This is a genomic window from Propioniciclava sp. MC1595 (assembly GCF_017569205.1).
GTDB lineage: Bacteria > Actinomycetota > Actinomycetes > Propionibacteriales > Propionibacteriaceae > Propioniciclava.
Window position 1 is genome coordinate 3,047,471 of the sequence record NZ_CP071870.1, and the last position, 14,026, is coordinate 3,061,496.

Annotated in this window: 8 protein-coding genes, 1 tRNA gene, 1 other RNA gene and 3 pseudogenes; 3 read left to right on the forward strand and 10 right to left on the reverse strand. The window is 65.7% G+C overall.

Going from position 1 to position 14,026, the window contains the following annotated elements; all coding sequences use genetic code 11:
* Positions 1–52: 52 nt before the first annotated feature.
* Together ffs and J4N02_RS14755 are read right to left on the reverse strand one after the other, a co-directional pair.
* Positions 53–149, reverse strand: an RNA gene (gene ffs / locus J4N02_RS14750) — signal recognition particle sRNA small type.
* A gap of 10 nt (positions 150–159) precedes the next feature.
* Positions 160–972: a carbon-nitrogen hydrolase family protein gene (locus J4N02_RS14755; protein ID WP_188334714.1), complete on the reverse strand. Its 813-nt coding sequence runs from the start codon at positions 970–972 to the stop codon at positions 160–162.
* 86 nt (positions 973–1,058) lie between these two features.
* On the opposite strand from J4N02_RS14755, the gene J4N02_RS14760 reads away from it, so the two are divergent.
* A tRNA-Ser gene (locus J4N02_RS14760) sits at positions 1,059–1,146 on the forward strand.
* Between the two features lie 244 nt (positions 1,147–1,390).
* On the opposite strand, the gene J4N02_RS17470 is transcribed toward J4N02_RS14760, so the two are convergent.
* From J4N02_RS17470 to J4N02_RS14790, 5 genes and pseudogenes are all read right to left on the reverse strand, one after another.
* Entirely contained in the window at positions 1,391–1,648 is a 258-nt protein-coding gene (locus J4N02_RS17470; protein ID WP_188334715.1) for a helix-turn-helix domain-containing protein, read from the reverse strand.
* A gap of 72 nt (positions 1,649–1,720) precedes the next feature.
* A pseudogene (locus tag J4N02_RS14770) lies at positions 1,721–1,903 on the reverse strand (IS256 family transposase); the annotation flags it as partial.
* A 35-nt stretch (positions 1,904–1,938) separates the two neighbouring features.
* A protein-coding gene (locus J4N02_RS14775) for an IS3 family transposase (RefSeq protein ID WP_397421091.1) occupies positions 1,939–3,158 on the reverse strand; the annotation gives its coding sequence in 2 pieces (ribosomal slippage) (positions 1,939–2,877 and positions 2,880–3,158; 1,218 coding nt in all).
* A gap of 66 nt (positions 3,159–3,224) precedes the next feature.
* Positions 3,225–4,298, reverse strand: a pseudogene (locus J4N02_RS14785) (IS256 family transposase); the annotation flags it as partial.
* Between the two features lie 386 nt (positions 4,299–4,684).
* Positions 4,685–6,415 carry an IS1634 family transposase gene (locus J4N02_RS14790; protein WP_208091001.1) on the reverse strand — a complete coding sequence of 577 codons (1,731 nt, stop codon included), beginning with the start codon at positions 6,413–6,415 and terminating at the stop codon, positions 4,685–4,687.
* A gap of 124 nt (positions 6,416–6,539) precedes the next feature.
* Between J4N02_RS14790 and J4N02_RS14795 the strand changes: the two are divergent.
* Positions 6,540–6,764 (forward strand): annotated as a pseudogene (locus tag J4N02_RS14795) (transposase); the annotation flags it as partial.
* A gap of 130 nt (positions 6,765–6,894) precedes the next feature.
* Here J4N02_RS14795 and J4N02_RS14800 read toward each other — a convergent pair.
* The gene (locus tag J4N02_RS14800) at positions 6,895–9,600 is read right to left on the reverse strand and encodes an ankyrin repeat domain-containing protein (protein ID WP_188334554.1); all 2,706 of its coding nucleotides are present in this window, start codon (positions 9,598–9,600) and stop codon (positions 6,895–6,897) included.
* Positions 9,601–10,179: 579 nt separating this feature from the next.
* Positions 10,180–10,536 carry a sigma-70 family RNA polymerase sigma factor gene (locus J4N02_RS14805; RefSeq protein ID WP_188334555.1) on the reverse strand — a complete coding sequence of 119 codons (357 nt, stop codon included), beginning with the start codon at positions 10,534–10,536 and terminating at the stop codon, positions 10,180–10,182.
* A gap of 265 nt (positions 10,537–10,801) precedes the next feature.
* On the opposite strand from J4N02_RS14805, the gene J4N02_RS14810 reads away from it, so the two are divergent.
* Entirely contained in the window at positions 10,802–12,091 is a 1,290-nt protein-coding gene (locus tag J4N02_RS14810) for a hypothetical protein (protein WP_188334556.1), read from the forward strand.
* A gap of 197 nt (positions 12,092–12,288) precedes the next feature.
* Here J4N02_RS14810 and J4N02_RS14815 read toward each other — a convergent pair whose 3' ends face one another.
* Positions 12,289–13,839, reverse strand: coding sequence for an IS1634 family transposase (locus J4N02_RS14815; RefSeq protein WP_188334557.1), 1,551 nt, complete (start codon positions 13,837–13,839; stop codon positions 12,289–12,291).
* Between the last annotated feature and the right edge of the window lie 187 nt (positions 13,840–14,026).

Genomic DNA, 14,026 nt, shown 5'->3' on the forward strand with positions numbered 1-14,026 from the left:
TACTGGGTCGCCCCGACAAACCGCCGGGCCGGTGTGGACGACGACCGGGGACGTGCAAGGGCCCCCGCGCACCTGACAGAGCTCACTGACCCTTGCTGCCTTCCGGCCCTGGGGGAGTTGGGCGAGGTACCACCGCGCGGGGACCCGACATCCAGCATATCAGGGCACGGCGATGCCGAAACGCGAGGTCGCCAGCACCGGGAGCCGCCCGCGGGACTCCTCGATCGTCGAGGCGTCCACGTCGACGACGACCAGCTCGGGCGCCTCGCCGCCCTCGGCCAGCACCTCGCCGAGGGGGCTGACCGCGACGCTGTGGCCGATGCCCGTCGGCGACCCCTTCTTCACCTCCATGCCCACGATCGCGGGGTCGGCCTGTCCGGCGGCGAGGATGAAGCAGGTGCTGTCCAGCGCCCGCGCGACGCACAGCGCGCGGAACTGCTCGGCCTTGCGCGGTCCGTTCGCCCACGAGGTCGGCACGAGGATGACCTCGGCCCCGGCGTTGGCGAGGTGCTTGAACAGCTCGGGGAAGCGCACGTCGTAGCAGGTCGCCAACCCGAACCGCACGCCGCCGACCTCGACCACAACCGGGGTGTCCCCGGCCTCCATGTGGCGGGACTCCTGGAAGCCCCACGCGTCGAAGAGGTGGATCTTGTCGTAGGTCGCAACCAGCTCCCCCACCGCGTCGACCACCAGGAGCGTGTTGCGGGCCTTGCCGTCCGCGCCCGGCGTGAACATGCCGACCACGACGGCGATGCCGTGCTCCCGCGCGGCATCCCGGACGCCGCGGGCCCACTCCCCGTCCACCGGCTGCGCCACGGCGGCCGACCGCGTCGTGAAGCTGGCCATGGTGGCCTCGGGGAACACGACGAGCTCCGCGCCGGCGTCCTTCGCGCGGGCGACGTGCTCGCGGACGAGGTCGAGGTTGGCGTCCGGCTCGGTGCTCGCGACGATCTGGGCCAGGGCGATGCGCATGCCCCCATTCGACGGGGTCGGGGCGCCCACGTCAACGACCGGCACCCGATTGGGCGGCACCGCGGGGATCGGTTACCATGTCCGACGGAGGATTCGCCTAGAGGCCTATGGCGCTCGGTTGGAAACCGGGTTGGGTTCACGCCCTCACGAGTTCGAATCTCGTATCCTCCGCCACTTCGATTCCCGCTCCGACCAGGGCGGGAATCTGCTTTTCGGGGGTTGACCGCGCTCTGCAGCACGATTCGTGCCCCGAGTGTGCCCCGAGTTTTCGCGGCATGTTTCCCCCGAGCGCTTGAGCGCGCCCCGGCAGGGCCGCCCTCGATCCAGGTGACGTGGGGTCACACCGCTCCGCCGACGCAAGCACGAGCGCCGCGCACCATGAGGTGCGCGGCGCCGAAGAGGAAGATCAGTGGGCTTCCTACCAGGTGCGTTGATTGCGCGCACGGGCCCGTCGGTCAGTGAGGTCATCGCCCGTGGGGATGGCACGGAACAGCCTGTCGAGATCCTCGACGCGAACTCGGATGAGCCTCACGCCGAACCTTGACGCCCGGAGCTTCCCTGAGGCGATGCGTCGCCGCAGCGTGTCGACACTGACGCCGTACACGGCGGCCGCCTGCTGCAATGACAGCCACTCGGGCACGGGTTGGCCCCAGCTGGGCGAGATGGGGAGCGACATGGCCAGTTTCCTCTCGATGTCGGGACTGTCCGACTAACGGTGTAACTGGCCATTCTTGTTGTGTTTACTACTTCAGTGGTCTTCGGCGGCCGGCATGCGGTCGGCGAAGGTGATGGCGAAGGCGTTGAGTGCCGGCTTCCAGCGTGTGACCCATCGTGTCTGACCGGTGCCCTTGGGGTCCAGACTTCGCGTGACGAGGTAGAGGGTCTTCATCGCCGATTGCTCGTTGGGGAAGTGGCCGCGGGCGCGGACTGAGGTTGACCCCGAATCCCGGACAGGTGGTTGTTTGGTCAGGCGGCTTGGAGGGCCGTCTGGTCGGCCTGTCGGGCCAGGTGGTGTTCGTACTGTAGTGGGCTGAGGTAGCCGATGCTGGAGTGGCGTCGGCGGGCGTTGTACCAGGCGTCGATCCAGGTGTAGGCGCCGCGGCGGGCGGCGCCGATCGTGGCGAACACGTGCCGGTGGTAGTACTCGTTCTTGAACGTTGACCAGAACGATTCGGCGGCCGCGTTATCCCAGCACACCCCGGTGCGTCCCATGGAGCGGAGCAGGTCCAGCTCGCCGCACAGGTCGGCCAGCTGCTGGCTGGTGTACTGGCAGCCCCTATCGGCGTGGAAGATGACTTTGCCGGGCAACTCGCCGCGTAGGGCGACGGCCTGGCGGAGCGCATCCTCGACCAGGTCGGCCCTGAGGTGGTCGGCGACGGTGCGGCCCAGGACCCGGCGGGTGTGGCCGTCACGGACGGTGCACAGGTAGGCCCAGCCCTCACCGGTGGCCAGGTAGGTGATGTCGGAGAACCAGGCGGCATCGCGGCGGCCTTGGTCGAACCGGCGCTTGATCAGGTCGGGTGCCGGGTCGGGGTTCGGGCCGGGCACCGTGGTCGGGGGATGCCAGGTACGCGGGCTGATCCCGGCTATCTCGGCTTGCCGCATGCATTTCGCGACCGTCTTGACCGACACCGTCTCCCCGGCGTCGCGCAGGTCGTGCAGGATCCTCGGCGCCCCGTAGGTGCCATCAGAGGCCTTGTGGAACTCCACGATCTTGCTGGTCAGCTCAGCCCGCCGTTGCTCGGCCCGGGTACGCCCGGCCGCTTGGCGCCGACACCATTCGTAGTAGCGGCGCCGATCAACCTTGAGCAGCCGGCACATCCGGCTGATCGTGTAGTTCGCCTTCTCCGCGTCGATCACCTCGAAGCACTCCTGCCGGGAGTGTTCTTCGCTGCGAAGAAGGCTGCGGCTTTTCCCAGGAACTCGTTGTCCAACCGCAGCTCGGTGTTCTCCCGCCGCAGCCGCTCCAACTCGGCCCGCTCCGAGGCGTCCAGCGGCGCCTCCGGTGGGGCACCGATCCGGTCGCGCTCCTGCTGGACCCAGCGGCCCAACAGCTGCGCACCCACGTTGATCTCGCCGGCGACCGTTGCGATCGTCCGGTCGGTGTCGATCACCAGATGCGCGGCCTCCCGCCGATACTCCGGCGTGTACGTCCTTCTCTTCCTCGTCGATCCCATCGAGGACATCCTCTCCGGCGGTCCCCGACAAGGGAACCCGCCAAGACGGTGTCCGGGTTACGGGGTCAACCTCAGGACGGCCCGCCGGAAGCGGGCGTTCAGCGATTCGATCGCGTTCGTCGAGCACAGCACGCGTCTGATCTCGACGTCGTAGGCGAGGAACGGGATGAACTCCTCCCAGGCGTTGTGCCACAGCGTCTTGATGGCCGGGTAGGCGCGTCCCCACTTGTCGCAGAAGTCGTCGCGGGCTCGTTCGGCGTCGGCGATCGTGGCGGCGGTGTAGACGGGTTTCAGGTCGCGGCTGATCTGGTCCCAGTACTTACGTGAGGCGTAGCGGAACGTGTTGCGGATCAGGTGGATGATGCACGTCTGCACGATCGCCCTGGGGAACGCGGCGGCGACACTGTCGGGCAGGCCTTTCAGCCCGTCGCAGACGATGAAGAACACGTCCCGCACGCCGCGGTTGCGGAGCTCGGTGAGGACGTTGAGCCAGTACTTGGCTGACTCGCCGTCACCGTTGCCGCCGGCCCAGATGCCGAGGATGTCCTTGTGACCGTCCAGATCGACCCCGATCGCCGCGTAGAACGGCTGGTTGGCGACCTGGCCGTCGCGGACCTTGACGACGATGGCGTCGATGAAGATGGCCGCGTACACCCGCTCCAGTGGGCGGGCCCACCAGGCCTGCATCTCCTCCACGATCTTGTCGGTGATCCGACTCACCGTGTCCCTGGACACGTTTGCGCCGTACACCTCGAACAGGTGCGCCGAGATCTCTCCGGTCGTCAGGCCCTTGGCGTACAAGCTGATGACCAGGGTGTCCAGATCAGACAGGCGACGCTGCCGTTTGGCCACGATCACCGGCTCGAAACTGCCGTCCCGGTCCCGCGGGACGGCGATCGTCACCTCGCCGCAGTTGTCGGTGACCACCGTCTTGGGCCGGTAGCCGTTACGTGAGTTGGCGCCATTGCGGCCGACCGGGTCGTGCTTGTCATAGCCCAGGTGGTCGACCAGCTCCTCCTCCAAGGCGGACTCGATCACCGTCTTGGTCAGGTGCTTGAGCAGCCCGTCGGGGCCGGTCAGGTCACCGCCCGCGCCACGGGTGCGGCGCACCAGCCCGCGCAACAACTCGGCCTCCTGACGTGACAGCACCACCGGCTCGGCCACCTGGCCGCCTCCCGGGTGCTCGAGTCGCGGTGGCTGGTCAGAGACCAACGCCGCCGGCGCCGCCTTGCCTTCTTCGTGTGGCTCCACAGCCATCAGTGTTTCGGTCATCATGACCCCTCCTGCCCAACCGGGCCGTAGGGCCAGTTACACCGTTCCTGCGATAGACCCGATCGACCGGATCAAGACCGCTGTCCCGGCCGGGCTGGAAGAGCTCGCCCAACTCGGCAGGACACTCGAAAACCCGGGTTCCGCAGTTAGTGGGCAGATGAATCGCCTGAATTGGCGGGTTGACTAGGTCGAACGCGTGGTTTGGGTGCGTGGGGTCGTGTGCCCACGCGTCCGCAGGTCACCAGAAGCGCCGTTTTGCCTTGTCAGGCTGGGGTGAGGGTGGTGACGGTGGGGGGTGGGGTGACCTTGCAGGCGGCGAGAATGCCGGTTTGGGTGGTGTTGAGCGGGGTGACGTGGACGACGCTGCCGGCACTCCCGGTGAGGGTGACGGCGTGGACGCGGCCGAGCTCGATCGCGATCCGCCGCCACGTCAGGTCGGTGGACCGTTCGGCGACCCGGATCAGCAGCAGGGCGAGCCAGCACAGCAGGACGTGGGCGCGGATCCGCGGTTCCAGATGGTGATGAACCGGCCGGAGTTCGAGGGTGGACTTCAGGTCGCGGAAGCCGCGTTCGGCCTCGAGGAGGTTCTTGTAGCCCAGGGCGATGTCCTCGGGGGTCAGGTCGGGGTCGGGGGTCGACAGCAGGTACTTGCCGTCGAGGCGTTCTTCCGCGGTCACCTTCGCCCGGTCGATGACCAACCGGCCGGAGGGTTGTTGGCGGACCCACCGGCCGTAGGCGGGATGGTCGCGCAGGGCACACTCGGCCTTCACATGCGCCGGCTCCACAGGCTTGTCGTCCGCCTTGACCGTGGCCTTCCCAGCCGGCTTCGCAGGGGTCTTCGCGGCTCGTTCGCGGAGTGCCTTGATTCGCTCCAACTCGGCTCGGACGTGGTCGAGGGCGGTGTCGCGTTGGGTCTTGTCCCGTTCGGCCTCGGACGGGTTGTGGCAGATCACCCACCGGCGGTCCGGAGCGGCGTCGAGTTTCACTTCCTTCACCCGCAGGTTGTCGCGGACCTGGGAGTACCGACCCTGCCGCGACAACGCGGCCTCCACCAGCGGGCTGCCGTCGCGCATCCGTTCCCCGGCGATGTAGTGCCCACCCGCCCGTTTCAGATACTGCAGGTTGGCTTCGGAGGAGAAGCCGCGGTCCACGACGGTGACCACCCGGCCCAGGCGCCAGTCCCGCATGCTGTCCTTCACCTGTGGGAGGACGGTGACGTCGGTGGTGTTCCCGGGCCAGCACCAACACCGCACCGGGATGCCTTCCTTCGTGACGGCCAGACCGATCACGATCTGGGGCAGGTCCTTGCGGTGGTCCTTCGAATGGCCGTACCGGCGGAACGCTTGGTCGCCTTCTTCTTCGGTGTCGCGTTCGAAGTAGGTGCTGGTCGTGTCGAACAGCAGTACGTCGACTTCGAGGTTGAGCAGGTTCGCCACCGCGAAGAACACGGCCTCCTGCACCTTGGCCTGGGCGTCCGCCTCGATGAGGACGTCCATCGCCCGGTACGCCTGATCGTCATCCATCGAGGTGAGGCCGGGGATCGCCGCGTCGTGGGAGGCCCACTCCGCGGCCGACAGCTTCGACATCGGATCGATCGCCCGGTTCGCCACCAACGCGAACAACACCCGCTCCACATCCGTGGTGAACCTTCGCGGGCCCAGCGCCTTCCGCAGCGCGTCATCCACGCCGAGCATCCGCCACAACCCGTCGAGCAGGTACACCGTCCCCATCGGACGGGACTCGGTGACGTGGAGGTGGTCACCGACCAGCTGGGCGGCGTCGCCGGGCAACGCTGCGGGGGCGGGTTCGCCCAGGTACCGGTTGATCGAGGCCACCAGCCGGGTCAGACCGTCCCGGTCCAGGCGATCCTCCCGGCCCAGGTTCAACAGGACTTCGGCGTGGGTGACCCCGTCGACCTTCCGGTTGTGCGCCACCTGCACGTACCGGACGATGCTGCCGTCCTTGTTCCGCCGTTGCGTGGTCCGCAAGTACATGCCCACCACTCCACCGCGTCCCTAGCCGTGGACACAAGCCCGACACGACAATTCGTGTGCCCACCGTTTTCAACCGTTCCGGAACCACCGAATCGCGTTGACAAGCATCGATGCTCGCTCAGACCCGCCCGAATGCCCACCAACTGCGGAACTCGGGGAAAAGCGACGCGACGACATCCTGGCGTGGTTCGACCACCCCGGCTCCAGCAACGGACCCACCGAAGCCATCAACGGCCGGCTCGAACACCTCCGCGCCATCGCGCTCGGCTTCCGCAACCTCGTCAACTACCGGCTCAGATCACTCCTCGAAGCAGGCGGATTCCGACCCCCCATCCACTCTCTTTCGTGAAGAGCCCGTGAAGTCCCTCCGAAATGCCGCGCACCCGGGGAAAGAGGGGCTCTGTCCGGGAGACGCATCATCGACAACCATGCCGTAGCCAGCCCATTCGCTTGCCGGAGCCGAGAGGACACGACCAAAATCATTGCGGGATATTGCGTGGATCAGATGAGGCAACGAGTCGGCCCCAAGTTCGATCCCATCCAAGGTAGATTTTCGTGGCTCCCGCCAGTGTCACTTGGGTCTTTGCTGATCTGAACGCGTACCTGAAGCGAACTTCTCCGTCAGAGTCGATGTCAAAGTGGAGCCGCCCACCATGCTCGACTCTGCCGATCTCAGTACCGTTCCAGTAGACCTTGATTGTTGGCTTGTTGATGAACCCTGTTTGAGTAGACCCAATAACTTCAACTGTGGTTGTCGCTCTTGACCCACTGGGTTGCTGTAGCACATTGTGGGGTTGGGCAGTTGGCTGATGCTTGGCTGGCTCACGCTTCTGTGGCTGGGGATCAAGTAGATGCGGGTTGTTCTTTCGACCTGCCTCCGTCAGGAACCCCACGCTCCAGGAGTTGTCCCCGGTGGTCATCTGCACCAATTGGCCAAGGGGGGCGATCTCAACGCCCCGAGTGGTCTGCTTTTGAAGGACATATCCAGCGTGATACATCGCGGTCGCGTCTGCGCCAGCTTGCACGAGGTCCACGACAATCCTCGCGTAGTCGCTCGGCGGTATGGCACGCGGGCGCTCCCGGCCTACAGGTGAAGCCATATGCGCCGCGACGGTTAGGGGTGTCAGGCCTGAACGGCCTGGGGAGGGGTTGACATTGGCCCCGAGGTCGAGAAGTCGTGCCACCGTTGTTTTGTGACCCTTCGACGCGGCGTAGAAGAGGACCGAGTCGCCATCCTCATCCACTCCCTGAAGATCTGCGCCGGCTTCATTGAGGAGGTCGATACACGAATCCCGGCCTCCGCCGGCGGCGAGCATTAGCGGACTGGTCCCGTCGCGGGTCGGTTCAACATCCGCACCGTGCCGAAGCAACGCTTCCAAGCCAGTGGCCCATCCGATCTCCGCGACGGCGTGCAGGATCGAGTAGCTGGCGCGGCCAAGAGCAGAAGTGCAGGGGGCGTCCGGATCTGCACCGCCATCGAGGAGCATCTCGAAGATGCGGGGGTTCTTGCTGGTCAAGGCGTACCGCAGCACGCCATCGCCGTCGTGGTCGACCGCGTTGATATCAGCCCCGCCCGCGAGCAGCGACTGAACCTTGCCCTCATCCCCGATCGCGGCCCAGTGCATCAGCGCCGTCTTACCGTTGAGGAGCTCGATGTCCTCAAGCGCCAGGTCGGGGTCCCTGATCGGGCGGACCGCGTCGGCAGCATGTGGGTGGTCGTCTCCTGCAGTTTGGCGGACTACCGTCGGCAGACGAGTCAGTTCGACGGGAATGTCCATGGCAGGAGTGATCGCGCGAGCTACACCGCGCTGGGCAGCTCCTTGAGTTCGATAGTCAACCACGGGGTGCTTGATCAGAGCGATCGTTCCGTCGCGTCGTAGGGCGAGGAAAGAACGGTGGTCTGCAATCACGGAGCCTGCGATCGCTACGACTTCCGTGAGGCCGGACGGAATGATGAGTCCACCCATCTCCCCGCCATCGGCAGCCACCGTGCCGTCCTTGCGGAGGGCAAGGCGATGTCGCCAGCCGTAGGCAATGGAAGCGACGTTGACGAAGTCCGAGGGCAGTGGGCCAAAGTTCGCGTCTACTCCCCAGTCGACCACTGTGCCGTCAGCAAGTACCGCGGAACTGTTCTCATATCCAGCGGCTATGCCGACAGCCCCCCTCAGCCAGTGCGGGACGTGTCGCTGATCGGAGTCCGGGTGCCCCCATGCGACAACGTGCCCGTCGCGCAGTAGGGCAAGATTGTGCCAAGCGCCAGCAGCGATGGCTGTCACTCCAGCAAGGCCGGACGGAACGTCAGCCTGCCCCGCGTCATTGAAGCCCCATGCGACAACCGTTCCGTCGCTCTTCAGGGCCAAGTTGTGCGCGAGGCCGGCCGCGATTGCGACGACACCGGCCAGGCCTGCCGGGACGTCCGTCTGACCTTGGTTGCCGTGTCCCCAAGCGACGACCGTGCCGTCGCTCTTAAGAGCAAGGCTGTGGCTCTTGCCTGCCGCGATTGCCGTCACGCCGCTCAAACCAGGCGGTGTTGTGTACGCGTTTCCCCAAGTAACGATTGTGCCGTCGCGCCTCAGGGCAAGTCCATGTTCATCACCGAGGGCGATGGCCACGATCTGCGCTGGGCTGTCGCGCGACCCGTCAGATAGGGCGTCGGACTTGGGGCCACTGGTCGACTCCGCTAACGAACGGGACCGTTGTGCCTGTGCCTGCTGGGCTCTCTCCGTCATCGCTGCTTGAAGCATCCCTTGGGTCTTGGGTCCAGCGCAGTCGGTGGGGAACGACCCCTTGAAATCAGGAAGGTCTGGGCGGGCACCCGCTCCCAGGAGCATGGTGACCATTTCGGGGTCGTCGTTGTTGGCCGCATACCACAAGGGCGTGGTGCCTAAGGTGGTCTGGCGATTGATGTCTGCACCTGCGGACATAAGTCTCTGCGCGCCAACTCGATCCCGCCTCACCACCAACATGTGTAGGGCGGTGTGGCCGAATCCCCCTCCACTTGGGTAGCGCACGGCGTTGGGCGCGTCTACCGCGGCTCCGAATCGGATGAGCGCTTCGACCACTTCGTCACGGTGATCGACGCATGCTGTCAGCAGTGGGGTCTCCCAGTGCTGCAGGTTGTCGTCGTATTCATCGATCCTCCGAACACCATCGATCGGAGCGCCTTCGCGAAGCAGCAGCTCCACGTCCCACCTGGTCTCCGAGGAATGCAGGCCGTACTGCCCCATTTGCGACGTCATCTCGCCCAGGAGTGATCGAGACTCGAACGCCCGTTGTGCACGCATCGCTGAATCCAGGGAAGCGTATAGAGGCACGACGCGTGCTTGCCCGAGGTCGTGTTCGGTCTTGGTAGTGTCAGAAGGCATCTGGGTACTCCTGTGCGTGCGGCTTTTCCAAGTGTTCTTGGATTCCCGCGCGAGTTGGCCTTATCAGCTGCTGCGCACGTTCGGAACCCCACTCGACTCCCGTCGATAAGCCCAGTTATACCGACATGCGCCGCCGTTGACGCGGAAACCACGCGAATCTCCGGCCAAAGAAGCGGAGCGCCTGAGGTCGACGTTACCGCGCGTCAGGAGCAACGCGGGTCAGTCCGCTCGGCCGCGGTGGACGACCCCAAGACGCCGCTGGCTCATTCCGCCCTCATGTGCGCTCGACGCTCACGCCCATGCCGGGCCGGGTGCGCAGTTGCAGCCGCAGGCGGTGCGTGTTCGTAGTGTTCACCTGTTGTGGTTGTGGGCGCTGGCCAAGTCTTCTTGGCCAGCGGGTCATCTGTCGGGACCCCGGCCCGATGCGGGGCCGGGGGCGAGCGGGAACGTCTGCTCGTACAGGCATTGGGAGCGTTCCAGCACCGGGTCGGCGACGTTCTCGAGGGGAACCCAGGTCGCGTCGTGCATGTGCGAGGAGAGCGCGTCCCTGATGTGGTCGCGGGCTCGCTGGATGCGTCGGCGGGCGGTGCTGTCGGATACCCCGAGGTCCTCGGCGATCGAGTGGGTCGGGTGGCCGTGCATCGACTGCAGCAGCGGGTCCCTCAGGGACGGAGGCAGTTGTTCAAGCACCTGTGCGATGGCCCTGATCGAGTCCTGCTGCTCGATGCCGGCGTCGGGGCCCGGTTCCCGGCTCATCGGCTCCGTTCCACCAAGGGCAACAGTTGTTGGTCGAGAGGTAGCACTGCGGCTCCGCGGTCGAACGACACCGGCGTCGTCGAGGCCTCGCCAGCGACTGTACTGGAGCGTGGTCCACGCGTACTTGGGCCACCGCCGCGGCCCGATAGGGCTTGCGCGTCGGGTAGACCAGCCGAAAGGCCACCCTCGCGCACCCCGCGGCATGGGTGGCGCGGAGTACGCCGCCATCCTCGGATTGTCGCTGGGTCCGAATAGCCTGTGTCCCATGGAGCCACTGCTGATCGTCGCTGCAATCATCGCGGTGCTGGTGGCCGCCGCGCTGCTCTGGCGATTCGCCAAGCGCCCTGCGCCAAGCGACCCACAGCACGAGGATGCCACCGAGGTCCCCGAGGCTGAGATGGCCCCGGAGTACCCGTTGGCAGGCGTGCTCGTGTCGCAGGAGGTGCTTCGCGTCGTCGACTCTTCGGCCATGACTGTCTGGGAAGCGCTTGAAGAGGCCACGGTTCCGATCGCTGTCGAGTACCGTCCAGTTGCCGAAGCAGAGATCGCGAAGTTTCATACAGTGCCGGTCAACACTTCGGCCCAGCAGTCGATGGTCGAGATCGTGAAGGCTCTGAACCCGGCCAACCCCACGCTCTATCGTGTCCTGCTCCCCAAGGGGGCCGAACTGGTCAAGGCAGTGGGGACCTCGGGTTTCAGGGGCTTCGCCCGCAACGGGACGGGTATCACGGCACAAGCCGTCTTGAAGCCGGTGGCGGCCGGCGGAGCGATCGCTGCCGGCTGGCCGGTGTTCGCAGTCGCCGGCACGGTCATGGTCGTCGACATGGTCGCCCAGGGCGAGTTACGCGCCCACCAGCGGAAGGTGGAGGCGCTCTTGGGCCGCCAGGAGGAGCGGCACTACGTCGAACGGATCAAGGACCAACGATCCGCTGATGCTCAGCTGACCCGGGCGATCAGCCTGATGCTCGACGGACACAACCCGAATCTCGATCTGGCTCTCAAGTGCGCCTACGACGAGTTCCATCGCTCCCAGCAGTTCTTGGATAAGCACCAAGGTCTCTTCAAGAAGCTCGTCGACGCGGACGGCAAGGTCGACTACCGTCGGCTCGAGGAACTCCTCGCCCGCAATCGCGAGGACATCGACTACGTCATCCGCGAACTCCACATGGCTCGTGGTGCAATCGCAATCAGGCGAAAGGCACTTCTAGCTGATGCTGCCGGGATTGCGCTCGCAGATCCACAGAACCCGTACAGGGCGCTCCGCAAGTTCCTGGACTCGCAGGCCCACCAGCTCGAAGAGGCGGACCGTGCAGCCGCGTCGATCACAGAGCAACTCACGACAATCGAGTTGAAGGGCCGCTGGCACGACAGCGCCAAGTCAGTCACAAAACGTCAAGAGCAGATCCGTGCACTGGCCGCCTCCCCCACTGGCGAAGAGCACGACGTGGAGCTTCTCTTCCTCAGCACCGCCGATGGCGAGATCGTGCAGGTCATCTCTGTAGACGATGGAGGCGAGCGAGAGACCAAGCAGATCGCCTCCACAGACGAAGCCTGATGGGAAGTGGCGGCCCACGTCATCGCGCCCGAGGGTGCTCGTGCCGTTCACTGAGCACGTTCGGGGAGGGCACGCAAACTCAATTCGTCGTCTGACGCGGTCAGATTCTCGTCGAGGGTCGCCGTACGGATGTCTCGAGGTCGACCACCCCCGTGTTGAGGGAGGGTGCGACATATTCCGACCTGACTTGCACACTTTTAGTGACCTGCGCGGTCGAGCATGTGGGCTACGTCGTCGGGGGTCATGGGCTCGGCTTGGAGTTGTCGGCCGGCCAGAGTGATGGTGACGTGTTGCAGGGGGCGTAGCGCGCGGACGATCCTTTTGATGCTCCAGCCGGTGCGGACCTGCAGGTCCCGAGCGATCGCCAGGGCGGTGAACACGATGGTCAGGTGCGCCTCGATCGAGTCCCGGAGGTAGTGGTAGATCGGCCGGGCAGCCAAGTCGCTCTTGCTCATCCGGAACGATTGCTCGACCTGCCACAGGTCGTGGTAACTGGTGATGACCTCCCCGGCGGGCATCACTGTGCTGGTGATGTTGGTGACGTAGCCCTTCAACCCCACCAGATCGGCGGCGCGCTGCAGCGACACGTCATCGAGGGTGGCGCTCTGCCCGGTGGTCTTCACGAACCGGGCCTTCTTCGCCGGCCGGTCCCCGTCCACGATCGCGACCGCCCGGTCGCGTTGCGCGGCCAGCGTCTTGCGGTCCCGCGCGACCCGCTTGTGCGAGTAGGCCCAGACCGCCCGCCACGCGGCCGGATGAGCTGCGGGGTCCCAGACGGGTTCGGCGCGGGTCTTCAACTGGTCGGGATCAGCCTTCTGGCGGCGCAGCGTGATGGTGTCGATGACCTGGCCGTCAGTGAACGCGTTGCCGTGCCAGTGGAAGTACTTGGCCAGGTCATGCGGGGCGCGGGTGACGCGGGAGCCGACGATGAACCGCAAGCCCGCGGCGTCGATGGCTTCCAAGTTCGTCGTGGACAACATGCCGGCATCGGCGACGACGACCATGTCGGCGACACCATGGCGTGCTTGGAACGCCTTGATGATCGGGATGATCGTCTGGGTCTCGGCCTTGTTTCCCTCGAAGCAGGCGATCTCGAGCGGGAAGCCGGTGCGGTCCACGAGCAGGCCGACCACGATCTGCGGGTCGACGCGGCGTTCCTTGCTGAATCCGACCTTGCGCAGACTGTCTTCGGTGTCGGTCTCGAAGTACAGCGTGGTCACGTCGTACATGAGTAGGGAGAGGTCCCCGCCCTGGTCGGTCCACACGTGTTGGAAGCACGCGTGAGCGATCCGGTCGCGGTACTCCTTGTCAGCGCACCGTCGCAACGCCTTGGTGAACGTGTTGCGGTGCGGGGCGCGCAGTCCGAGGTCTTCGATCACCCGGATGCTGTCCAGCTTCGAGGTCGGCTCCACCAGCCGCGCCAACACCAGCTGGAAGAACGCCTCATCTTCGATCACGTCGAAACCGAGCCGCCGCCAAGCGGCCCGGATCACGTCCACGAGCAGCTTCGACTGCTTCGCCTCGATCACCGCCGCCCCGGCTTGCACCCCACCCCGGGTCGGTAAGTCCAGCAGGGGTTGGTTGACGTGAAGCTTCTCTTGACCGACCTGCATCAACGCCGCCAACTCGGCCTCATCGTGCGCCGAGCCCAAGTGCTCCAAGATCGTGCGGACCCCGTGCTTCTTCTCCACGATCTGCACAGCCGTCGCCCCCGAGGCGGTCTTCACCTTCCGCAGGAACGGGCTCACCCAGCCGATCCTACCCATTCCTTAGTGCCCCCACCGAGCCAACCAAAACCAGCTGACAAGCACCGATGATCACCAACCCCGCGAATTCAGTCACGAGGTGTGCAAGTCAGGTCAGACTACGCCGCGTAGTACGGCCCCGACAGGGGGAAACACACCCCCTGCACGCCGGTGCGCACACCGAAGAGCT

What these genes read in the sequence shown, in the direction of transcription:
- J4N02_RS14755 (WP_188334714.1), bottom strand. Translation starts at nt 972, where the DNA reads ATGCGCATCGCCCTGGCCCAGATCGTCGCGAGCACCGAGCCGGACGCC.
- J4N02_RS17470 (WP_188334715.1), bottom strand. Translation starts at nt 1,648, where the DNA reads ATGTCGCTCCCCATCTCGCCCAGCTGGGGCCAACCCGTGCCCGAGTGG.
- J4N02_RS14790 (WP_208091001.1), bottom strand. Translation starts at nt 6,415, where the DNA reads ATGTACTTGCGGACCACGCAACGGCGGAACAAGGACGGCAGCATCGTC.
- J4N02_RS14805 (WP_188334555.1), bottom strand. Translation starts at nt 10,536, where the DNA reads ATGAGCCGGGAACCGGGCCCCGACGCCGGCATCGAGCAGCAGGACTCG.
- J4N02_RS14810 (WP_188334556.1), top strand. Translation starts at nt 10,802, where the DNA reads ATGGAGCCACTGCTGATCGTCGCTGCAATCATCGCGGTGCTGGTGGCC.